The organism is Burkholderiales bacterium, assembly GCA_023511995.1.
GTDB lineage: Bacteria > Pseudomonadota > Gammaproteobacteria > Burkholderiales > Thiobacteraceae > Thiobacter.
In genome coordinates this window covers 68,114-90,233 of sequence record JAIMAL010000004.1, presented here as the reverse complement: position 1 = coordinate 90,233, position 22,120 = coordinate 68,114, and the positions used below count along the sequence as shown (strand labels likewise).

The 22,120-nt window shown below is 66.0% G+C and carries 22 protein-coding genes; 8 read left to right on the top strand and 14 right to left on the bottom strand.

Translation table 11 applies throughout. The features are described from left to right. The first annotated feature begins 30 nt into the window (after positions 1-30). Positions 31-2,643, top strand: a complete 2,613-nt coding sequence (gene cphA / locus K6T56_03435; protein MCL6555398.1) for a cyanophycin synthetase — start codon at positions 31-33, stop codon at positions 2,641-2,643. Here the strand turns inward: cphA and K6T56_03430 are convergent. From K6T56_03430 to K6T56_03365, 14 genes are all read right to left on the bottom strand, one after another. Further along, positions 2,550-5,735, bottom strand: a complete 3,186-nt coding sequence (locus K6T56_03430; protein ID MCL6555397.1) for an efflux RND transporter permease subunit — start codon at positions 5,733-5,735, stop codon at positions 2,550-2,552. The two genes, cphA and K6T56_03430, sit on opposite strands and share 94 nt — an antisense overlap. Further along, positions 5,732-7,198: an efflux RND transporter periplasmic adaptor subunit gene (locus K6T56_03425; protein ID MCL6555396.1), complete on the bottom strand. Its 1,467-nt coding sequence runs from the start codon at positions 7,196-7,198 to the stop codon at positions 5,732-5,734. Before K6T56_03425 ends, K6T56_03430 begins: the two co-directional genes overlap by 4 nt. Then, positions 7,195-8,511, bottom strand: coding sequence for a TolC family protein (locus K6T56_03420; GenBank protein ID MCL6555395.1), 1,317 nt, complete (start codon positions 8,509-8,511; stop codon positions 7,195-7,197). The genes K6T56_03425 and K6T56_03420 overlap by 4 nt, the downstream gene beginning before the upstream one ends. Positions 8,512-8,525: 14 nt before the next feature. Continuing rightward, complete coding sequence (locus K6T56_03415) at positions 8,526-8,900, bottom strand: hypothetical protein (protein MCL6555394.1); 375 nt, start codon at positions 8,898-8,900, stop codon at positions 8,526-8,528. 32 nt (positions 8,901-8,932) lie between these two features. Next, positions 8,933-9,421 (bottom strand): YHS domain-containing protein, encoded by a 489-nt coding sequence (locus tag K6T56_03410; GenBank protein ID MCL6555393.1) that lies wholly within the window; start codon positions 9,419-9,421, stop codon positions 8,933-8,935. Between the two features lie 9 nt (positions 9,422-9,430). Next, the gene (locus K6T56_03405) at positions 9,431-9,637 is read right to left on the bottom strand and encodes a hypothetical protein (GenBank protein ID MCL6555392.1); all 207 of its coding nucleotides are present in this window, start codon (positions 9,635-9,637) and stop codon (positions 9,431-9,433) included. A 79-nt stretch (positions 9,638-9,716) separates the two neighbouring features. Continuing rightward, a complete protein-coding gene (locus tag K6T56_03400) occupies positions 9,717-9,941 on the bottom strand; it encodes an SHOCT domain-containing protein (protein ID MCL6555391.1) in 225 nt (74 codons plus the stop codon). Between the two features lie 21 nt (positions 9,942-9,962). After that, on the bottom strand, positions 9,963-10,457 hold the full coding sequence (locus K6T56_03395; protein MCL6555390.1) for a hypothetical protein: 495 nt from the start codon (positions 10,455-10,457) through the stop codon (positions 9,963-9,965). 31 nt (positions 10,458-10,488) lie between these two features. Continuing rightward, positions 10,489-10,806 (bottom strand): copper-binding protein, encoded by a 318-nt coding sequence (locus K6T56_03390; GenBank protein MCL6555389.1) that lies wholly within the window; start codon positions 10,804-10,806, stop codon positions 10,489-10,491. Further along, complete coding sequence (locus K6T56_03385) at positions 10,803-11,294, bottom strand: cupredoxin family protein (protein MCL6555388.1); 492 nt, start codon at positions 11,292-11,294, stop codon at positions 10,803-10,805. Before K6T56_03385 ends, K6T56_03390 begins: the two co-directional genes overlap by 4 nt. Before the next feature lie 33 nt (positions 11,295-11,327). Then, positions 11,328-12,689: a copper oxidase gene (locus K6T56_03380; protein ID MCL6555387.1), complete on the bottom strand. Its 1,362-nt coding sequence runs from the start codon at positions 12,687-12,689 to the stop codon at positions 11,328-11,330. A gap of 12 nt (positions 12,690-12,701) precedes the next feature. Continuing rightward, on the bottom strand, positions 12,702-14,105 hold the full coding sequence (locus K6T56_03375; GenBank protein MCL6555386.1) for a TolC family protein: 1,404 nt from the start codon (positions 14,103-14,105) through the stop codon (positions 12,702-12,704). Positions 14,106-14,114: 9 nt separating this feature from the next. Beyond that, entirely contained in the window at positions 14,115-14,402 is a 288-nt protein-coding gene (locus K6T56_03370; GenBank protein MCL6555385.1) for a hypothetical protein, read from the bottom strand. A 68-nt stretch (positions 14,403-14,470) separates the two neighbouring features. After that, on the bottom strand, positions 14,471-14,860 hold the full coding sequence (locus K6T56_03365) for a hypothetical protein (GenBank protein ID MCL6555384.1): 390 nt from the start codon (positions 14,858-14,860) through the stop codon (positions 14,471-14,473). A gap of 358 nt (positions 14,861-15,218) precedes the next feature. Between K6T56_03365 and K6T56_03360 the strand changes: the two genes are divergently transcribed. From K6T56_03360 to K6T56_03330, 7 genes are all read left to right on the top strand, one after another. Beyond that, positions 15,219-16,706: a DEAD/DEAH box helicase gene (locus K6T56_03360; protein MCL6555383.1), complete on the top strand. Its 1,488-nt coding sequence runs from the start codon at positions 15,219-15,221 to the stop codon at positions 16,704-16,706. Positions 16,707-16,952: 246 nt separating this feature from the next. After that, complete coding sequence (gspG, locus tag K6T56_03355) at positions 16,953-17,381, top strand: type II secretion system major pseudopilin GspG (protein ID MCL6555382.1); 429 nt, start codon at positions 16,953-16,955, stop codon at positions 17,379-17,381. A gap of 6 nt (positions 17,382-17,387) precedes the next feature. Next, the gene (locus K6T56_03350; GenBank protein MCL6555381.1) at positions 17,388-18,584 is read left to right on the top strand and encodes a type II secretion system F family protein; all 1,197 of its coding nucleotides are present in this window, start codon (positions 17,388-17,390) and stop codon (positions 18,582-18,584) included. Between the two features lie 92 nt (positions 18,585-18,676). Continuing rightward, the gene (locus K6T56_03345) at positions 18,677-20,275 is read left to right on the top strand and encodes a GspE/PulE family protein (protein MCL6555380.1); all 1,599 of its coding nucleotides are present in this window, start codon (positions 18,677-18,679) and stop codon (positions 20,273-20,275) included. Next, positions 20,256-21,080 (top strand): hypothetical protein, encoded by an 825-nt coding sequence (locus tag K6T56_03340; protein MCL6555379.1) that lies wholly within the window; start codon positions 20,256-20,258, stop codon positions 21,078-21,080. Before K6T56_03345 ends, K6T56_03340 begins: the two co-directional genes overlap by 20 nt. Further along, positions 21,077-21,595 (top strand): hypothetical protein, encoded by a 519-nt coding sequence (locus tag K6T56_03335; protein MCL6555378.1) that lies wholly within the window; start codon positions 21,077-21,079, stop codon positions 21,593-21,595. Before K6T56_03340 ends, K6T56_03335 begins: the two co-directional genes overlap by 4 nt. Beyond that, on the top strand, positions 21,592-22,119 hold the full coding sequence (locus tag K6T56_03330) for a hypothetical protein (protein MCL6555377.1): 528 nt from the start codon (positions 21,592-21,594) through the stop codon (positions 22,117-22,119). Before K6T56_03335 ends, K6T56_03330 begins: the two co-directional genes overlap by 4 nt. Position 22,120: the final 1 nt, after the last annotated feature.

Here is a 22,120-nt window from a genome sequence, read left to right as displayed (position 1 = left end):
CCGCCGGCGGTTCTGATCAAGGAGACAGACATGGAAATCGAGCGCGTTCGCGCCCTGCGTGGGCCCAATGTGTGGAGCCGGCACACCTCCATCGAAGCCCTGGTGTTCTGCCCGCCGCAGGAACGGAACATCAACCACCTGCCCGGTTTCGAAAGCCGCCTGCGGGCACGCTTCCCCGACATCGGCCCCATGCATCCCATCGGCTTCGAAGGCGAAGTCTCCCTCGCCCACGCCCTGGGCTTCGCCGCCCTGGCCCTGCAGGCCCAGGCCGGCTGTCCGGTGAGCTTCTGCCACACCGCGGTCACGCCGGAGGCCGGCCGCTACCAGGTGGTGTTCGAATATACCGAGGAGGGGGTGGGGCGCCTGGCCCTGGAACTCGCCGAAACACTTCTGCGCGCCGCCCACGCCGATACACCCTTCGACCTGGCTGCGGCGCTCCACAGACTGCGGGAGCTGGACGAAGACGTGCGCCTGGGCCCGTCCACCGGCGCCATCGTCCAGGCCGCGGTGGCCCGCGGCATCCCCTACCGGCGCCTGACCGAAGGCAGTCTTGTGCAATTTGGCTGGGGATCGAAACAACGGCGCATCCAGGCCGCAGAGACGGACTGGTCGAGCGCCATCGCCGAAGACATCGCCAAGGACAAGGACCTCACCAAGATGCTCCTGGAAGCGGCGGGGGTGCCTGTGCCCGCCGGCCGGCCGGTGCGGGATGCCGAGACCGGCTGGCAGGTGGCGCTGTCCATCGGGCTGCCGGTGGTGGTCAAGCCACGGGATGGCAATCAGGGCAAAGGCGTCACGGTCAATGTCACCGACCGCGAACAATTTCTGCGCGCCTTTGCCGCGGCGGCCCAATATGGCGATGAAGTGATGGTGGAGCGCTTCATTCCCGGTCACGACCACCGGCTGCTGGTGGTGGGCCATCACCTGGTGGCCGCCGCGCGCCGGGAACCACCCCATGTCATCGGCGATGGCGTGCACACCGTGCGTGAGCTCGTGGCTTTGGTGAATGCCGACCCGCGACGCGGCGAAGGACACGCCACCCTGCTCACCAAAATCCGGCTGGATGACATCGCCTTCGCCCAGCTCGCCCTGCAGGGCCTGACATTGGACGACGTGCCGGAAAAGGGCCGTCGGGTACTGCTGCGCAACAATGCCAACCTTTCCACCGGCGGCACCGCCACCGATGTCACCGACGATGTGCATCCGGAAGTGGCCGCCCGCGCGGTGGAGGCGGCACAGATGGTGGGGCTCGACATCTGCGGGGTGGACGTGGTCTGCGAGACGGTGATGAAACCGCTGGAGGAACAGGGCGGCGGCATCGTCGAGGTCAATGCCGCGCCGGGGCTGCGCATGCACCTTGCCCCCTCCTTCGGCAAACCCCGGCCGGTGGGCGAAGCCATCATCAACTGGATGTTCCCGCCGGGTGAAGACGGGCGCATCCCCTTGGTGGCGGTCACCGGCACCAATGGCAAAACCACCACCACCCGCCTCATCGCCCATCTGCTCGCCACGGCCGGCTTCCGCGTGGGCATGACCCTCACCGATGGCGTGTTCGTCAACGGCCAGCAGATCGACAGCGGGGACTGCAGCGGGCCCAAGAGCGCGCGCAATGTGCTGATGCATCCCGACGTGGATGCAGCCGTGCTGGAGACCGCGCGTGGGGGGCTTTTACGGGAAGGACTGGGATTCGATCGCTGCAAGGTGGCCGTGGTCACCAACGTGGGCAGCGGAGACCATCTGGGCATGAACTTCATCACCAACGCCGATGAGCTGGCCGTGGTCAAACGGGTAGTGGTGCAGAACGTCTCCCCGGACGGGGTGGCGGTGCTCAATGCCTGCGATCCCCGTGTGGCCGCGATGGCCAGCCACTGCCCCGGCAGCGTCACCTTTTTCGCCCAGGACATGCACCACCCTGTCGCCGCTGCGCAACGGGCGCAGGGCAAACGCCTGGTGTTCCGCGAAGGGGAGGATATCGTCGTCGTCGAGGGCGATTTCGAACTGCGCCTCCCCCTTGCCGGGATCCCCTTAACGCACAACGGCCGCATCGGCTTCCAGGTGGAAAACGCCATGGCCGCCATCGGCGCCGCGTGGGCCCTTGGTCTTTCCTGGGAGGTCATCCGGCGCGGGCTTGCCAGCTTCACTTCCGATGCGGCGACCGTTCCCGGCCGTTTCAATATCTTTGACCACCGCGGTGCCACCGTCATTGCCGACTACGGCCACAACGCCGATGCCCTGCAGGCGCTGGTGCAGGCGGTGATGGCCATGCCCGCACGCCGGCGCAGCATCGTCATCAGCGTGGCCGGTGACCGGCGTGACGAGGACATCCGGCAGCAGGCAGAAGTGATCGGCCGCGCCTTCGACGACATCCTCCTCTTTGAGGATGCCTGCCTGCGCGGCCGCCAACCGGGGGAAACCTTCGCCCTCCTGCGCGAGGGGCTGGCCAGAACGGGGCGCACCGACAACATCAGCGAAATCCGTGGCGAGTTCGCCGCCATCGATACCGCCCTCGACCGTCTTGAGCCGGGTGACCTTTGTCTGATCCTGGTGGATCAGGTGGAACAGGCCCTGGCGCACATCGCACAACGCGTAAAGACGGGCGAGCCGTCCGCCGTTCCCCGCGAAGCGCGCCGCCGCATCAGCTGATACGCCGCAGGAATCACCAGCAGCGACATCAGCGGCGCAGTCACCATCCCGCCCACCATGGGCGCGGCGATGCGACTCATGATCTCGCTGCCGGTGCCGCTGTCCACCAGGATCGGCAGCAGGCCGGCGATGATCACGGCCACCGTCATGGCCTTCGGACGCACCCGCAGCACGGCGCCTTCGCGGATGGCCTCCAGGAGTGCGGTTTCGGTTTGCAGGCCGGCTTCGACGCGCTTCTGCCAAGCGTGTTTGAGGTAGAGCAGCATGATCACGCCGAACTCGGCAGCAACCCCTGCGAGCGCGATGAAACCGACACCGGTGGCGACCGAGAGGTTGTAGCCGAGCAGGTACAGGAACCACACTCCTCCGGTGAGCGCAAAGGGCAGCGTGGCCATGATGAGCAGGGCTTCGTCAAGGCGCCGGAAGGTGAGATACAGGAGCACGAAGATAATCAGCAGCGTGGCCGGCACGACGACCTTCAGACGGGCATTGGCGCGCTGCAAAAACTCGAACTGCCCCGAGTAGGCCAGGCTCATGCCGGGTTCGAGCTTGACCTCGCGCGCGACCGCGGCGCGCAGATCCGCCACCACCGAAGCCAGGTCGCGACCACGCACATCCACATACACCCAGCCCGACGGGCGCGCGTTTTCGCTTTTCAGCATGGGCGGGCCGTCCACCACCGTGATGCGGGCCACCATCCCTAAGGTGATCTGGCTGCCGAGGGGCGTGACGATGGGTAATTGTGTCAGCCGCCCGACAGTGTCGCGCCATTCGCGCGGGTAACGCAGGTTGATGGGGTAGCGTGCCCGGCCTTCCACCGTCTCGCCGATGTTTTCGCCGCCGACGAGGCCGGACACGACCGCTTGCACATCGGCGATATTGAGTCCATAGCGGGCGGCCGCAGCGCGATCGATATCGATATCGACATAGCGACCGCCGGTGAGCCGTTCGGCCAGAGCGGACGAGACGCCCGGCACCTTCCTGGCGACGGTCTCCACTTGCTGGGCGATGCGGTCGATGGCGGCCAGGTCGCCGCCGGAAATCTTGACGCCGATGGGACTCTTGATCCCGGTGGCCAGCATGTCGATGCGGTTGCGGATGGGCGGAATCCAGATATTGGCGAGCCCCGGCACCCTGACGACCCGATCCAGTTCCTCCACGAGTTTCTCCGGCGTCATCCCGGGCCGCCACTGTTCACGGGGCTTGAACTGGATGGTGGTCTCGAACATCTCCAGCGGCGCCGGGTCGGTGGCGGTTTCGGCGCGGCCGGCCTTGCCGAACACGCTGGCCACCTCGGGCACCGTCTTGATCAGGCGGTCCGTCTGCTGCAGCAACTCGGCGGCCTTCTGTGCCGACAGCCCGGGCAGCGCCGACGGCATGTAGAGCAGATCGCCTTCGTCCAGCGGCGGCAGAAATTCGCCGCCCAGACGGCTGATCGGCCAGGCTGCCGTGAGAAACAGCAGGCCCGCCGCCGTGAGGGTCGTCTTCGGCCGCGCCAGCACCGCCTCCAGCAGTGGCCGGTAGGCGCCGATGAGCCAGCGATTGATGGGGTTGTTCGCCTCTGCGGGGATCCTGCCACGTATCCAGTAGCCCATCAGCACGGGGATCAGCGTCACCGACAGACCGGCCGCCGCGGCCATGGAATAGGTCTTGGTGAACGCGAGCGGGCCGAACAGGCGGCCCTCCTGCGCTTCCAGCATGAACACCGGCACGAACGAGATGGTGATGACCAGCAGCGAGAAGAACAGCGCGGGCCCCACTTCCACCGCCGCTTCGGTCATCACTTCCCAGTGCGCCTCCCCCTTGAGCGTCTCGCCGGGATGCGCATGCTGCCAGGCCTCGATTTTCTTGTGGGCGTTCTCGATCATGACGATGGCCGCATCCACCATCGCCCCGATGGCGATCGCAATGCCGCCCAGCGACATGATGTTCGCGTTCACCCCCTGGTAGCGCATGACGAGGAAGGCGGTCAACACGCCCAGCGGCAACGAGATGATGGCCACCAGCGACGACCGCACATGCCACAGGAACAAGGCGCATACCAGTGCGACGACGATGAACTCTTCGATGAGTTTATGGGTGAGGTTTTCCACCGCGCGGTCGATCAGCTTGCTGCGGTCGTAGGTGGTGACGATCTCCACGCCCTGGGGCAGGCTGGCCTTGAGCTGTTCCAGCTTCGCATGGACCGCCGCAAGGGTTTCGCGGGCGTTCTTGCCGCTGCGCAGAATGACCACCCCGCCGACGGTTTCGCCCTCGCCATTGAGCTCGGCGATGCCACGCCGCATCTCCGGCCCCAGCTGAATGGTCGCCACGTCGCCGAGGACAACGGGCACACCGTTCACCAGCTTGAGCGGAATGGCCCGGAAGTCGGCCGCCGATTTCAGGTACCCGCTGGCGCGTACCATCAGTTCGGCTTCGCCGAGGGTCAAGACGGATCCGCCACTCTCCTGATTCGCCTTGCCGATGGCGTCCTTCACCTCGGCCTGGGTGATGCCAAGCGCGGCCAGTTTCACCGGATCGAGCACGACCTGATACTGCCTGACCATACCGCCCACCGTGGCCACCTCCGCCACGTTGGGCAGGGTCTTCAATTCGAATTTCAGAAACCAGTCCTGCAGCGCCCGCAGTTGCGACAGATCATGCCGACCGGTCCTGTCCACCACCGCGTACTCGTAGATCCAACCGACGCCGGTGGCATCCGGGCCCAGACTGGTGCGCGCCGTGGCCGGCAGTCGTGCCTGGATTTGATTGAGGTACTCCAGCACCCGCGACCGCGCCCAGTAGAGATCGGTGCCGTCCTCGAACAGCACATAGACGAAGCTGTCGCCAAAAAAGGAGAAGCCGCGCACCGTCTTGGCGCCCGGCACCGAGAGCATGGTGGCGCTGAGCGGATAAGTGACCTGGTTCTCGACGATCTGTGGCGCCTGTCCCGGATAGCTGGTGCGGATGATGACCTGCACATCCGACAGGTCCGGCAGCGCATCCACCGGCGTCGTTATGACCGACCAGAGGCCAGCCGCGGCAAGAAACAGCGTGCCTAATAGCACCAGGAAGCGATTGGCGACCGACCAGCGGATCAGGCGCGCAATCATGGTTTGCCTCCCATTTTCTCCAGCCGCTCGACCACCAGGCCATCGGCTGTTTGCCGCACGAACACCCTGACCCGATCGCCTCGCGCAAACCCGCGCGCGACATCCGGCCGCGCCAGGGCGAAGCTCATGGTCATGCCCGGCATGCCAAGAGTCTGGAAGGGCCCATGGGTGAGCGTGATTTCCCCGCCGGCAATGTCATCGATCGTGGCTTCTGCCGCATGCAAGGCCGCCTCTCCCCTGGCCGGTTGCGCGATCACACCGCTCAACTTGGCTTCCGAGTCGATCAGGAACTGGCCACTGGCCACAATTCTCTGACCTTCCTCAAGGCCGGCGGTGATGACCGTCCAGTCGCCGATTTCCTCACCGACCGACACCTCCACCGGCGTGTAACGTCCATCCTCTTCCGCCCGCATCACCAGCGTGCGTTGGCCCGTACGGATGATGGCCTCGGTGGGAACGGCGGGTGCCGTCTGCGCCGACTCGTTGCGGAGGGTGACCCGGGCCGACATGCCAGGCCGCAAACGCCCGTCCCGGTTCGGCAGTTCGATGCGCACCCGCAAAGTGCGTGTGGCTTCGTTCAGCACCGGCACGATGTGGGTGATGTGCCCTTCGAGGGGGACTGCCACGCCGGCCACCGTCACCTGCACCCGATTGCCCACCGCGACAGAAGCCCCCACGGCCTCCGGCACGGCCGCCTCCACCCACACCGTGGCCAGTCCATTGATACGCGCCAGTGTCTGCCCTGCCATCAGCGTCATGCCGGTGCGCACGTCGAGCGCCTGGAGCACGCCGTCGATGGGCGCGGTGACCGTGTATCGGGACTGGACCACGCCGCTCTGCTCCAGCGTCTCAATCATGCGCTCCGGCATGCCCAACAGGCGCAGGCGCTCGCGTGCGGCGGCGGCAAGACCCGCATCCCCGCTGGAACGGATGGCAAGCCACTCATGTTGGGCGGCCGCCCATTCCGGCACCAAGAGCTCCGCCAGCGGCTGTCCCGCGCGCACCACATCCCCCGGGGCGAGCGGCCAGACACGTTCGACGAAACCGGCGACCCGGGTTTGCACCACCGCCACGGCACGTTCATTGAATCCGACGAGCCCGGCCGCGTGAATTTCGCTCGCCAGCGGAAGACGTTTCACTGTCGCCAGACGTATCCCCAGATTCTGGGTGAGGGACGGGTCGATCTTCACGCCGACGGACCCTTCCCCTTCGTCGGCATATTTCGGTACCAGCTCCATGTCCATGAAAGGCGATTTGCCTGGCCGGTCAAAATGATGTTGGGGGAACATCGGGTCGTACCAGTACAGCACCCGGCGTTCGCCCCCGGGCTGTGGGCCAGCGCCCTGTGTGGCCGGCTTGCGTTCGCCGGTGTGACGCACCCACCAGCCGCCCGCGAGGGCGCCCAGGGCCAGCAGGCCCGCAGCGATGAGCAGCAGCGCAAGGATTTTGTTCAGCGGCCTCATTTTTGTTCTCCTGTGTCCTCGGCATAGGCATAGCGCAGCCGCGCCGCGAGCTGAAGTCGCTCGCCTTCCAGCGCAATGGCGCGCAGCTCGGCTTCGATGCGCTCCCGTCGCGCTGCGATCAGGTCCGCAAGGCTTGCCCGGTTGCCGCGCCACGCTGCCAGCGCCAGGGCGACTTTCTCCTCCGCCAAGGGAAGCAGCACCTCGCGCTGCCGCCTGAGCGCCTGACTGAGCCGCAGATAATCGGCCAGGTCGGCTTCCAGCGCTGCCCTGTGTTCGCGAAAGACAGCGTCACGTTCCGCATCCAGGGCCGCACGTTCAGCCTGCCTGGCAGCGATCCTCGGATCCTGACGCGCGCCCGGAAACAGGGGCAGATCGAAGCGGAGCTGCACGGAGGCCATGTTGCTGAACTGCGGCCCGCGCTGCTGGTAGGCGAGTTCCAGCGACCAGTCCGGCCTTTTTTCGGCTTGCGCTGCTGCCACCTCGGCATCCATGACCCGGGAGCGCGCATCGAAAACACGCAGTTCCGGATGCCGGTGCAGACGGTGCATCAGCAACTCCGGCGCCAACGGCCAATCCGGCGCCGGCCCCGTCAGCGGTTCGTCCGCCGCCGGGCCGATCCAGCGCCGGAGGGCGGCGATGGCCTGGCTGCGGCGTGCCAGCAATTCATCACGACGTTCCGCGATCAGCGCCGCTTCCTGGCGCGGCGCCACCACTTCAGTCGGCGCAGCACTCCCGGCTGCCACCCGGGCACGCACCGCGGCTTCGAAGAGGCGGTTTTCCTCGGAAAGCGCATCGATGCGCGCCAACTGGCGCTCCACGGTATGGCGGGCGATCCAGGCCACCGCGGCTTCGCGCAACACGGTCAGCCGGGCCACCTCGGCCTCGAGCTCGGCCACGGCCACCTGGCCACGCGCCGCGGCGACGCGCGCCTCGCGTTTGGCCTGGTTGGGAACATCCTGCATCAACGCGATGCGTCGCATGGTCATGAAGTCGCGGCTGAGGCTGTACGCGTCGGGACCGTCCACCGGAACGTTGTCCAAGCCCAGGACGAGTTTCGGATCGGGCAACGCAGCCGCCGCCTTCTCCACTGCACGTGCGGCAGCTAGCCTGTCCTCCGCGGCCCTCACCTGGGGTGCCCTCGCCTGCGCGAGACGCAACGCCTCTTCGAAAGAAAGGGCATGGCTGACCGGTACCAGCGCGATGAAGGAGAGAAGGAACAGCCAATACCTGGCCGGAAAAATCAGGAAATGCGTGAACATGATGGCTCCACCACGGTTGACGAGACGGCGTGCCGCGGACGGCACGCCCAGCACTCACCGGGGTGAGCCTAGTTGCGAAAAACCTGGAGCCGGAGATAAAGCGGAGGCGGTGCGCCGGCCTGTTCCACCGCAGGCCCGCGAGCGCGCGCCGGCAAAGCAGGTTCTGTCCCCGTCTCTGTGGGCAGGATCCACAGACCGGTCAGGATCAGGGGCGGGAGGTCGACCGACGACGCCTGATTCGACTGCGCAGGCTGGGCACAATGGGCCAGGCACAAGGGCGAGCGCGCATCGTCCATCTCCCCGGTGCAGTCAGCGGGCATCTCCATCGCCACGGGCGCCCGCGCGGCAAGCGGGCAGTCATGCGCCGCCAAGGCGAGCTGGCTTGACACCAGCACGGTGGCGCAGAGCAGGCCGACCCAGCGACGGGTTTTCTTGCGCATCATAAGATCAGCTTAGGCAACAAGCCTTTCATGCGTCAACCGCGCAGACATCCGCTGCGCTCCGCTCGGGGGCGTGCCCGCGCCGGATCACCGCGCGGGTCATGATTCCCCCGCCTACTGTACGGCCCGCATCCGCCGCCCCAGCTCGCGCCCGATGGCCTCCCCCAGCGGATGCTCCGAGCCCGCCTCCACCGCCGTTGCGAGCCGCAGCACTTCGCCTTCGTCGAGCCCCCAGCGGTACGATGTCGGTGACGTTGGGTTCGCCGCGGGTGAGCGTACCGGCCTTGTCGAACACGACCGTGGTCAGGCTCTTGGCGCGCTCCAGCACCTCGCCGCCGCGAATCAGGATGCCGGCCTCCGCACCCTTGCCGACACCCACCACTCAGGCCGCCAGCGTGGCGATGCCCAGCGCGCAGAAGCAGGCAACGATCGGAGCAGAAGAAGTATTCCTTGCTCTGATAGGACAGCTTGCCGGCCGCATCCTGTACGTTAACGCGCATGCCGCATACGGGATCGGTGACCATGGCGCGCCTTCAGCCCGGCAAGGAAATCGGCGGCGCGTCACCGCATTTGCGCGCCACCATTTCGCGCAGCGTCGGCTCTTCCGCCAGGAATGCCTGCACCGCGACGGAATCGAGCTGACTGCCGGACAGCCGGCGGATTTCCATCTTGGCGTCATCGAAGGACAGCGCGTTGGGATACGGACGGTCGGTTGTCATGGCATCCAGGGTGTCGATCACTGCAAACAGTCGTGCCCATAGCGGCGCCGGGCGGTAGGCGGTTCGTGAGCATGCACGACATTGCCTGTGATCTTGCGCCCTAGACTTCCAGGTCACGCCGCTTCTGCTCGAACTCGGCCTTGTCGATCTCGCCGCGCGCATAGCGTTCCTTCAGGATGTCCAGCGCAGTCTTGTCCAGCCCGCGCCGATCCGCGCGCCCCAGCCACATCACCAGCGCTGCGACGGCAATCACGGGCAGGACCCACCACAACACCATCCACAGGCCGCCCCAGCCCATGCCGCCTTCCCATCCGAAGTAGTGCATGTCCGCTCCCTGAACGACGCGCTACTTGGCGGCCGGGGCGGCAGGCTGCCCCTTGGACATCTGCTCCATCATCATCTGCATCATGTCCATACGCTTCTCCAGCATCTGCATGCGGTTCATCATGGCGTCGGGGCCCATGCCGCCCTGACCGCCACCCATCATGCCCATGCCTTGGCCCATCATACCCATGCCCATGCCCATGCCTTGCCCCATTCCGGATCCCATCATGGGGCAGTCCATGCCCATCATGCCTTGCGCCATGGCGGCGTTTTCCTGCAGGGTTTTCATGTATTCCTGCATGAGTTGCTGGCGTTCTTTCGGGTCCTTGCTCTTGGCCATCTTCTCCAGCAGGCTTTGCATACGCTTGGCATGGGTCTGCATCTTCTGGATGGCCTGCTCGGTGTCACGCGCAACCTGCCCCGCCTTCTGGTCGGAGTGGTGCGCGTCGTCCGCCAGTATGGGTTGGAACGCCAGAATGGACAGAATCAGGCTGGAAAACACAATATGACGTTTCATGGCAATCTCCTCGGTGTGATATGAGCAAGAACTACGGCGCGACGACCTTGAGCTGAGTAACAGTGTAGGCGCCATCGATTTTTTCCGCCAGGAATTTGATACGGTCGCCCGGTTTCACCTGGTCCAGCATGGCGGCATCCCGGACGCGGAAAACCATGGTCATGGGCGGCATACCCAGGTTCTCCAGCGGACCATGCCGGATGGTGAGCTTGCCGGCCGCCTTATCCACCTTGCGCACCTCCCCCTCCGCCAGCGGCGAGGCCGCCACGGCGGCCGCCGGCTGATCGGCCGCATAGGCGGCCGGCGATCCCAAGAGAGTCACCAAAACGAGTGTCTCAATCACCTTCATGGCTTCCTCCTCGAAGAAGCGGGCTCGTTTGCCCGCACGATGATGGTACCCCGCATGCCGGCCTCGAAATGACCGGGGACCAGGCAGGCGAAGTGGAAAGTACCCGGATGGGTGAATTGCCAGATCAACTCTCCCGTCTGCCCGGGCTCTACCGTCACGGCATTGGGATCGTCGTGTTCCATGTGGGGAAAGCGCGCCATGAGCTCGGCGTGGGCCTTGAGCTCCGCCAGGGTGCCCAACACCATTTCGTGGCGCAGTCTGCCCCGGTTCTCCACCCGGAAGCGGATGGTCTCCCCCTGTTTAACCTCGATGCGGGCCGGCGCAAAACGCATGGCATCACTCATGCTCACCCGTACGGTGCGCGTCACCTGGGCCGCATCGCCCGGCTGACCCAGCGCGGCGGCATGCCCCCCCTCCGTTTGCGCCGATGCGCCGTGCTTTTCCCCGCTGTGGGCGTGGACGGGAGTGGATGCCCAGAGGGCAATCATGATTGCGGTCAGAATTTTCACGGCTAAACCTCCTCAGTGGTGGCCGTGCCCGGTGGGCTTGCGTACCCGCCAGGCGGGCTCGTCCGTCCCGGCGGCGCTGCGCTCGATGGCCGGCGCCTGCCCCGTCCACTCCCGCGCCACCGTTCCCGGCGGATGGCTGTACCAACCGGGATCGCGGTAATCGCCCGGTTTCACGTCGGGGTGCACCTTCACCACGCTGAACATGCCGCCCATCTCCAGCGGACCAAAGGGTCCCTGCCCCGTCATCATGGGCAGGGTGTTGTCGGGCAGGGGCATTTCCATGCTACCCATTTCCGCCATGCCGCGGCTACCCATGGCCATGTAGTCCGGGATGAGCTTGGCAATCTTTTCGCTGATGCCGGACTGTTCCACGCCGATCAGGTTGGGTACCGCATGCCCCATGGCATTCATGGTGTGGTGGGATTTGTGGCAATGGATGGCCCAATCCCCCGGATGCACGGCGTCGAACTCGATGACGCGCATCTGGCCCACCGCGCAATCGACGGTCACCTCCGGCCAGCGGGCCGACTTCGGCACCCAGCCGCCGTCGGTGCCCGTCACTTCGAAGTGATAGCCATGCAGGTGGATGGGATGGTTAGTCATGGTGAGGTTGCCGAAACGGATGCGCACGCGGTCGCCCAGACGCACGACGAAGGGGTCGATGCCGGGAAAGACGCGGCTGTTCCAAGTCCACAGGTTGAATTCCAGCATGGTGGCAACGCGCGGCGTGCGGCTGCCAGGCTCGATGTCATAGGCATTCATGATGAAGAGAAAGTCGCGGTCCACACGGCGCTCGTTGACGTTCCGCGGATGCACGATGAAACCGCCGTACATGCCCATGGCCATCTGCACCATCTCGTCCGCATGGGGGTGATACATGAAGGTGCCGGACTTCTTCACCTCGAACTCATAGACAAAGGTTTTGCCCGGCTCGATGTGGGCTTGGGTGAGCCCGCCCACGCCGTCCATGCCGTTGGGCAGCAGCATGCCATGCCAGTGCACCGTAGTGTGCTCGGGCAGCCGGTTGGTGACGAAGATGCGCACCCGGTCCCCTTCCACACACTCGAGGGTGGGGCCGGGACTGGTGCCGTTGTATCCCCACAGGTGAGCCACCATGCCCGGGGCCAGTTCCCGCACCACCGGCTCCGCGACCAGATGGAATTCCTTCCAACCGTTGTTCATGCGGAAGGGCAGGCTCCAGCCGTTGAGGGTGACGACGGGACGGTAGGGCGGACCGGCAGTCGGCGGGGGCGGTGGCTGGGTGGCGGGGTCGGTGATGCGCACCTCTTCCGGGATTCGGGCCAGGGCCGCCTTGGCCACCACGCCGCCGCCCAGAAACATGGCCGTCTGCAAAAATGTTCTGCGTGTGATCATGGGACTCCTCATTCAGTGTTTGTCCGCCTCGGGCGCGGATGTCGCCGGGTTGAAAGCCACACCGCGCACCCCGCCGCCCCGCCGCGCCGCTTCCAAATCCACCTGGGCGAGCCAGAAATCCCGCTGCGCCTCGATGGCGGCCTGCACCGTGGCCACTTGGCTGCGCGCATCCGCTAGAAGTTCGAAGACGCTGATCAGCATGCCGTTGTAGCGCAGGAGCATCTCTTCCAAAATGCGTTTGCGCAGGGGCAGGACCTCCTCCGTGTAATGCCGCGCCAGATCGTAGGCGGTGCGATAGGCGGCGTAGGCCTCGCGCACTTCCGAGCGCGCGTTGACGGCGATTTCCGCCAGACGGTTCACCGCCTGCAGGTAAATCGCCTCCGCCCGTGCCACTTTCGCCTCACCGAAATCGAAGAGGGGGATGGTGAGTTCGATTTCGTAGCCGGTCTCCCGCGATGCGCCAGTGGCGGTGTTGCGCAGGTAACTTGCCTCCAGCACGTTGACGAAGCGGGTGGCGCGGGTAAGCCCCAGCGACTGGGCAAGCCCTTCCACCTCCCGGCGGGCCATCGCGACATCGAGCCGCTCGCGCAGCGCCTTTGCCTCCAGGTCCTGTTCGGCGTCGGTTATGGATGGCAGATCGGGCAGCTGTTCCGGCAGGCGGAAGCTCAAGGCATCGCCCCACAACCCCATCAGGCGGGCCAGTTTCTCCCGTTTGCTTTGGGCAAGCTGGCGCGCCCGGGCAAGACTCGCCGCCGTTTCGGCATAGAAGCTGTGATAGCGCATCTGATCCAGCCGGCTGATATTGCCCACTGCAGCCATGCGGCTCGCCAGCATTCCCGCCGCATCCGCCGCCTCACGCGCCTGTTCGAGCTGGCGCACCGCCTGCTCCGCCGCCACCGCCTCGATCCAGGCGCGGCGGGTCTGCCAGGCGAGCCTGAGCACCTCCTGGCTCACCCGTTGCTGGGTTTGCGCAAAACGCCGCTCTTCCAGCGCAGTGCGCACCGGCAGCGTCAACAGCCCCAACAGATCGAAGAGAAACTTGCGCTCGATGGCGACCCCCTGGTCGTCCCCGTCACCATGGGTGAGGCGGGTGAAGGTGAAACCCGGGTTGCGCAGCCGGCCGGCGGCCACGAGGTTCGCCTCGGCGATACCCAGTTCGGCGTAGGTGGCCTGCAGTCCCGGGTTGTTGAGGAGCGCGATCTGCACCGCATCATCCATGGCAAGGGGCGCAGCCAGCCGCTGCCGGATTTCCTCGGCAAGCTGTTTCTGCGCCGCCTCGTCCCGCACCCAGCGCACTTCCTTGCCCAGTTGCGCCCGGGTGTGCGCCTGCACCGCGGCAAAGCCGTGATCTTCGCTGAAGGTGGCGCAACCGGTGAGCCAAAGGGGAAGACACGCCGCGACAATTCCGCGTCGCATGGCCGCCTCCTAGTGGTGGGAATGATGGGGATGCGCGCCGGCCGGCCGCTCTACGCTGCTTTCTGCGCCGCCTGCGACGGGGGACGCCGCCTGCCCGGAAGCACCGGGAGGCGCCACCTGGGCATGGGCCGCTGCCCAGTCAAGGGACGTTTCGTCAAAGCGGCGGTAGTCGGCCAACGCTGGCGCGGGGGAAAAGGCCGGCACGGGCCGCTCCGGATCGGCCGCCGGGGGCAGTCCGGCAAAGGCGGGAAGCGCGGCGAGCCACAGCCCGGCCGCGAAGGGCAAACGATGGATCATGGGACACTCCGTTCCGATGCATGCGGGCGAACCCGCGACAACGCCCGGCGCAGCCGGGCACCCGGAAATCAGAGAACGAAGTGTCGGGGGGGACGTTCCGGCCCTTCGGGGTCATGGCCCACGTAGGGCGTGTCGGCAAGAACCGGGGGTTTGACCCGGGAGTAGGGCGGCGCCACGGGCAGGGCGGCGGCGGGCAGACCACTCATCCCGACACAGCACTCGCCACAGCTCCCATCGCAGGGGGAATGATGGACTGTTGCCTCGGAATCCGGTGCATGGCCGCCCCCATGCGGGGCAGTTTCATGGTGCAGGTGGCCCTCCCCGGCCATCGCCCCGTGGGCCGCGCCGCCGCCATGCCAGGCGCAGCCCAGCATGCTCACCCCCGCCACCGCTCGCGCAGAGAGGGTGAAAAGGCACAGCAGCAGCAGAAAAAGGGAAACCCCGCGGTAGGCGGACATGGGACCCACGCAACCCGTTCAAGTCTTGGCCTTGAGTCTACCGCCGCCAAACGCCTTTGCGCAACCTGCGCCGAAAAAATGTTGGACTTTCTTCCGCGAGGGGCGTACCATGCCGAGCCTCGTGCTGCCGGAATTAACTGGCGCGCGAAAGCATCGTCCCCGACCCTTGCCCGTTTTCCGCGGTGCATTCCCATACGGTTGGCGCCGGTGACAAAGACGCCAATCGCTTCGCCTTGCCTTTCCGGATTTGCCTGAAGGCCCCGGCCCCGCGATTGATCCGGCCTGATCCGCCCCGGCGGCATGGCCCCACCCGGGCACGGCGCGTTTGGCGCGCCTGCTCCCTTATCGAAGGTAACCGATGAACTTTGCTGAACTTGGCCTCAACGAGGCCGTCCTCCGGGCATTGACCGATGCCGGCTATGTCCACCCCACCGCCGTGCAACGGGAAGCCATCCCCGCCGCCCTCGCCGGTCATGATCTGCTGGTGTCCTCCCACACCGGCAGCGGCAAGACCGCGGCTTTCCTGCTGCCCGCGCTGGTGCGCCTTGGCTCGCCCGCCACGGCTCAAGGTCGTGGCCCGCGGGTGCTGGTGCTCACCCCCACCCGCGAACTCGCCCTGCAGGTGGAGAAAGCAGCGCGCACCTATGGCCGGCACCTTCGGGCGTTGCGCACCGCGGCCCTGGTGGGTGGCGTGCCCTATGGCCTGCAACTGAAAGCGCTCTCCGGGCCCCTCGATATCGTCATCGCCACACCGGGGCGGCTGATGGACCACATGGAACGCGGCCGCGTCGATTTTTCCCGGCTGCAAACCTTGGTCCTCGACGAAGCGGACCGCATGCTGGACATGGGCTTCATCAATGATATCGACGCCATCGTGGCGAAAACCCCGGTCACACGGCAGACCCTGCTCTTTTCCGCCACCCTCGACGGCGTGGTGGGCAAGCTCGCCCGCCGGCTCACGCGGCAGCCGCACCGCATCGAGATTGCGACCGCCGACGGCACGCGGGCCGATATCGAGCAGCGCCTGATGTATGCCGACAACAGCCAGCATAAGATGCGCCTGCTCACCCATCTCATCCAGGATGACGCGCTCAGCCAGGCGGTGGTCTTCACCGGCACCAAGCGGGGCGCAGAAGCCTTGTCCGCTGCGCTCACCGATCAGGGTGTGCCCAGCGCCGCCCTGCACGGCGACATGCAACAGCGCCAGCGCAACCGTACCCTCGATGACTTACGCCGGGGCATAACCCGCATCCTCGTCGCCACCGACGTGGCGGCCCGGGGCATCGACGTGGCCGGCATCAGCCACGTCATCAACTTCGATGCACCCCGGCAGGCCGAGGATTACGTTCACCGCATCGGCCGCACCGGCCGTGCCGGACGCAGTGGGATCGCCATCACCTTCGCCACCCGGGAGGAGCAGCGCATGATCCGGGAAATCGAACGCTTTACCGGCAAACACCTGACCCTCGCCACCATTCCCGGCCTGGAACCGCGGCCGCAGCCGGACAGTCCGCCAAGGCCGCATCCTGCCGGCCGTGGCAAGGGTTCCGGACCACGGAAGTGGGAAGCCAAGGGCCAGGGCGCACCACGGGGCACTTCGCCAGGCAGGCGCAGTAACGAACAGGCCACGCGGACCGGCGGGACCAGTGCGAGCCGCAGCATGACCGGTTTCAACCGCGACACGGCAAAACAGCCCGCCGCACGCCAGCTCACCGGCTTTGGCCGCACCCCGGCCGATGGCTTTGCCGACGACCGCCCCCGCAGCCGCTCAGGCCCCCGCGCCCAGGCTTACACACGCCATGGCGAAGGACGCAGCCGACGCGGAGGGAGAAGCCAAAGCTTCTGAGCTTCGGATCCGTCGGCCACCCCGCGACGAATCCCCAGTCCCCTTGCGGGGGCTGGGGATTTTTTTCGCCCCCGATGTGCCTTGTCGTGGAACCGTCACATTACTGCTGCATACTCGCCGCCGTTTCAGCCCATCGTGCCCGGCCTTGCGCCGCCTGACCGTGTTTGTCACCACGCCGTTGTTGGAGCAGTGAAGTTGCTTTCGCCACGAGAAGTGCGTCCCGTCAGGCTGCCCGGGAAAACCGTTGTGTGCCCCCATCAACGTCCCCGCGTGGGTGGCCGGGGTTTCTCTCTCCTCGAGCTTTTGGTGGTGCTGGTCATCATCGGCCTTTTGGTGGGCATTGTGGGGCCGAAGCTTTTCAATCGCCTGGGGCAGTCGAAAGTGGAAACCGCCAGGGCCCAGATCGATGCTTTTTCCAAGGCCCTGGACCACTACCGCCTGGATATTGGGCACTATCCCGGCACGGAGCAGGGGCTGAACGCTCTGGTGGAGCAGCCCGCGGGCGAAAGCAAATGGAAGGGTCCTTATCTCACCAAGGCCATTCCCGTCGACCCCTGGGGTCATCCCTATGTCTACCGGAACCCCGGTGAGCATGGGGAATACGATCTGCTCTCCCTGGGCGCCGATGGCCGCCCCGGTGGAACGGGCGAAGCGGCAGACCTCACCAATTGGTGATGGGCCATGCGCTTCAAGCTCAAAGCCATGCGCCCGGCCGAAGGCATCGTGACCCTCAGCCTGGATGCGCCCAGTCAGGAGGAGGCCCTGCAGCTTGCCACCAGTCAGGGTTATGCGGTGTTGTCGGTCCGGGCGCAGCGGTTGCCGACACTGTTTGCCGCGAAGGGACCGCGTGGCAGCCGCTTTCCTCTCCCCTTGTTCAGCGCTGAACTCCTCGCCCTGCTGAAGGCAGGCTTGTCGCTGGTGGAGGCACTGCAGGCCCTCGCGGAAAAGGAACAGCAGGCTGAAGCGCGCCGGATCATCGAGGGGGTGGTGCAAAGGCTCTATGAGGGCCTCAGTTTTTCCCAGGCGCTCGAAGGTTTCCCCCGCGTTTTCCCGCCCCTCTACGTCGCCACCCTGCGTGCTGCGGAGCGGACGGGCAACCTGCAGGAAGCCCTCGCCCGCTACATCGGCTATCAGGCCCAGCTCGATCTCGTGCGCAAAAAGCTTCTCTCCGCCGCCATCTACCCCACGCTCCTCATCGTGGTCGGTGGGCTGGTGACATTGTTCCTGCTGGGCTATGTCGTACCCCGCTTCAGTCAGGTCTATGACGACCTCGCCACCGATCTTCCCCTGCTCTCCCGCTGGCTGATCGCCTGGGGTCGCTTCCTCGAAGGGCACGCCTGGCAGGCCGTCACCGCCGCGGTTGTCCTGGGCGGGCTCACCGTCTATGGACTTTCCCATCCGGCGACCCGGCGCTGGCTGGGCCTGCAACTGTGGCAGGTGCCGGCCGTTGGCGAGCGGCTGCGGGTGTTCCAGCTGGCACGCTTCTACCGCACCTTGGGCATGCTCCTCAACGGTGGCATCCCCATCGTCACCGCCCTGGCCATGGTGGAAGGCCTGTTGCACCCCACCCTGCGCAGCCTGATGTGCAAGGCGCGGGAGGACATCCGCACGGGAAGACCCATCTCCGGCGCCATGGAAACCCACGGGCTGACCACCCCCGTCGCCCTGCGCCTGCTGCGGGTGGGGGAACGCAGTGGCCGCATGGGGGAGATGATGGAACGGATCGCCACATTCCACGACGAGGAAACCGCCCGCTGGGTGGATTGGTTCACGCGCCTTTTCGAACCCCTGTTGATGATGGTGATCGGGCTGGTGATCGGCCTCATCGTCGTCCTCCTCTACCTCCCCATCTTTGAACTTGCAGGGAGTCTGCGGTGAACACGGTGGAATCCCTTCCCCTTGCCGGCGCCATTCCGCCCGAGGTACTGGAACAGGCCCGCGCCGAGGCGGCACAGTCGCAGCGGCCGCTCATGGAGGTGCTGGAGAAGAAACTGGGCTTGGCGCCCCAGGCCTTCGCTGCGGCCCTGGGTGCCACCGTTCACATGCGGGTGGTGTCGATGGCGGAATTGCACCGCCTGAAGCCCGACTTCGACAGCCTGCCCCTCACCGAGGCCATCCAGAAACACTGTATCGCCGTCCGCGACAGTGAAAACAGCCTGTTGCTGGTCTGTGGTGATCCCTTCCTGCCCCATTTGTCGCCGTGGGCGGAGGAGAGGATTGCCGAACCGTTTTTCTGGGTGCTTGCCCATCCCGCCGACGTGGCCGCCTACCTTGCCCGCCAGGAGGAATCGCTGCGGGCCGTCGAAGCCCTGCTTGCCACTGGCACGGCAGGGGAGGCTTCATCTGCAGTGACGGAAGAGCTGTCGCTCAAGACCATCAGCGAGGATACGAGCCCAGTGGTCAGGCTGGTGCACTCCACCCTCTACGATGCCCTGAGGAGCGGCGCGAGCGACATCCACCTGGAAACCTCGGCCGGCGGCCTGGCCATCAAATATCGCATCGACGGCGTACTCACCGCGGTGGGGGCGGTCAGTGGCAGCGAGATGGCGGAGCAGGTGATCTCGCGCATCAAGGTCATGGCCGAGCTCGACATCGCCGAGCGGCGCATTCCCCAGGACGGACGTTTCAAAGTGAGCATCCAGGGACGGGAAGTGGATTTCCGGGTATCGGTCATGCCTTCGCTTTTCGGCGAGGATGCCGTTTTGCGCATCCTGGACAAACAGTCGCTGTCCGATCATCTGCGCGGTCTTCGCCTCGATTGTCTTGGCTTCGATGCCCACGTTCTCGCCCGGATGCGGCGGCTCGCCCAGGAGCCGTATGGCATGCTGCTCGTCACCGGACCGACGGGGTCCGGCAAGACCACCACGCTGTATGCCGCTCTCAGCGAGATCAATCACGGGCACGACAAGATCATCACTATCGAGGACCCCGTCGAGTATCAGCTTCCGGGCATCCTGCAGATTCCGGTGAACGAGAAGAAGGGACTTTCCTTCGCCCGCGGTTTGCGCTCCATTCTCCGCCATGACCCGGACAAGATCATGGTGGGGGAGATCCGCGATGTGGAAACGGCCCAGATTGCCGTGCAGGCGGCGCTCACCGGTCATCTGGTCTTCACCACGGTGCATGCCAACAACGTCTTCGATGTGATCGGGCGCTTCATGCACATGGGCGTCGACCCCTACAGCTTCGTCTCCGCCCTCAACGGGATCGTGGCGCAGCGGCTGGTGCGCCTGAACTGCCCCCACTGCGCCATCGAGCAGGTGCCGGATGAGATCCTGCTGGCCGCCTCAGGTTTGTCAAAGGCCGCCGTCTCCCACTACCGCTTCGTCGCCGGCCAGGGCTGCGGTCAATGCCGGGGCAGCGGTTACAAGGGACGCAAGGCGATTGCCGAGCTTCTTATTCTTAACGACGAAATCCGTGAGCTCATCGTCGCTCGCGAACCCATCCGCCGGCTCAAAGAGGCCGCCCGGCGAAACGGCATGCGTTTTCTGCGCGAGGCGGCTTTGGACCTGGTGGCCGCAGGGGAGACCACGCTAACGGAGATCAACCGTGTTACGTTCGTGGCATGACCGCCTGCTCCTCGCCCTCACCCCCCATCAACTGGTGTGGGCGCACTGGCAGGGCGGATGGGGGAAACGGAAGGTGGCGCAGGGGCGCCGCGACTACCCGCCGGCGATGCCAGCCGCGAGTGGGGCTGTCGCCACCCTGCAACAGATGCTGGCGGAACACGGACTGCGCAAGGCGCGGGGCTTCGTCGTCCTGTCTAACCATTTCGTCCGTTACCAGATGCTGCCCTGGACTGACGCCATCGTTTCGGAGGCGGAACTCATTGCCTATGCCCGGCAGCGGTTCATCGAGGTCCACGGTGAAGCAGCCCGGGACTGGGCAGTCTGCGTGGACCGGCCTGTTTACGGACGGCCGCTTTTGTCCTCTGCCATCGATGGTGGCCTTCTGGAAAGCCTTCAAGCCTGCTGCGACGGGAACGGCCTGCGACTTGTCTCGGTCACCCCCCATCTCGCCATCCTCATCAACACCATGCGCAGCCTGCTTCGGGAAACCTCGGCCTGGTTTGTCCTGCGGGAAGCGGACAAGTTGATTCTGCTGCTCGCCCGGGCAGGCGTCTGGGAAGCAATCGCCACCCGCCGCGCCACCGCCCACCTCAGCGTGGAGATCCCCACCCTGCTCGAGCGGACCAGCAGGCTTCACGGCCTAGTGAAACCCCCGCGCCGGGTTTATCTGTGGGGCGTGGGGGAGGGCATGTTGGAAGAAACTGGCTCCTGGCGCTTCGAGCACCTGCCTCAACATCCCCCGCACACCGAAGCCACCAGCATGGCGCGTCTTTGCGCCCTTGCCTTCTCCCCGGTCGGACCATGAAAGGAGTCAGCCTAGATTTCGTACACCGCAGCGGGCCCAACCGGCGCATCTGGGCCCTGCTTGCCGCCGGGCTTGCGGCGGCCCTTTTTGTGGGGCTGTCCGCTGCCGCCGTCCGTGATCGGCTTCGCGCCACAGAGCTGCGGGTCGCCAGCCTCGAACGCCAGCTGCTGCGGCAACCGGCCGCCCCACCGCGGGAACCGACGGAATCCGCGGCCGACGGGATCCGTCAGCGGTTCGCCACACCCTGGACAAAGCTCTTTTCGGGGATCGAAGCCGCCGGCGGCGAAGACGTTGCGCTTTTGGTATTGCAACCGGAAGCCCAGGGGCGGCTGCGCCTGGAGGCGGAAGCCCGCAACTGGGAGGCCATGCTGAGCTACGTGGCGCGGCTTGAGGAAAGTCGCGTGCTCTCCCACCTCCATCTCGTTCAGCATGAGACGCGGTCGGCAGATGGGGCCCACCCGGTTCGTTTCACGCTGCTCGCCCAGTGGGGGACCGGTGGCGGGGGTCGGCCATGAAAGCAGTGGCGTGGTGGTTGAGGCACCTCGCGGCACGCCTGGGTGGCGGCGGCATGCTGGCGCTGTTCCTCCTCGCAGGCAGTGCCCTCGCCTACCTGGGTCTGGTGCGCCCGGATGCGCTGCGCCTACGAACGCTTGAAACCCGGGAAGCCGCGCTGCAGGCCCGTCTGGGGCAAACGGAGCGGAAGGGTCCCGACAACTTCCGGCCCGCGTTACCCGAGCTTCCGGGGGAAAACGCCTGGCCTGCCGCATTGGGCCAGATCGTCTTGGCGGCAGAACGCCAGGGTTTGAGCCTTGCGCAGGGTGAATACCGTCTCACGCCGGACAAAAGCGGCAAAATCCTTCGCTACCAGATCAGCCTTCCCCTCCAGGGCACCTATCCCCAGCTTCGCGCCTTCCTCGACACGGTTCTCACGGAGGTGCCGGGCGCCACGCTCGATGAGGTGGGTTTCCGCCGGGACAGTATCGACACGCCACAGGTCGAGGCGCGGGTGACGTTGAGCCTGTTTTTCGAGGGCCGCTGAA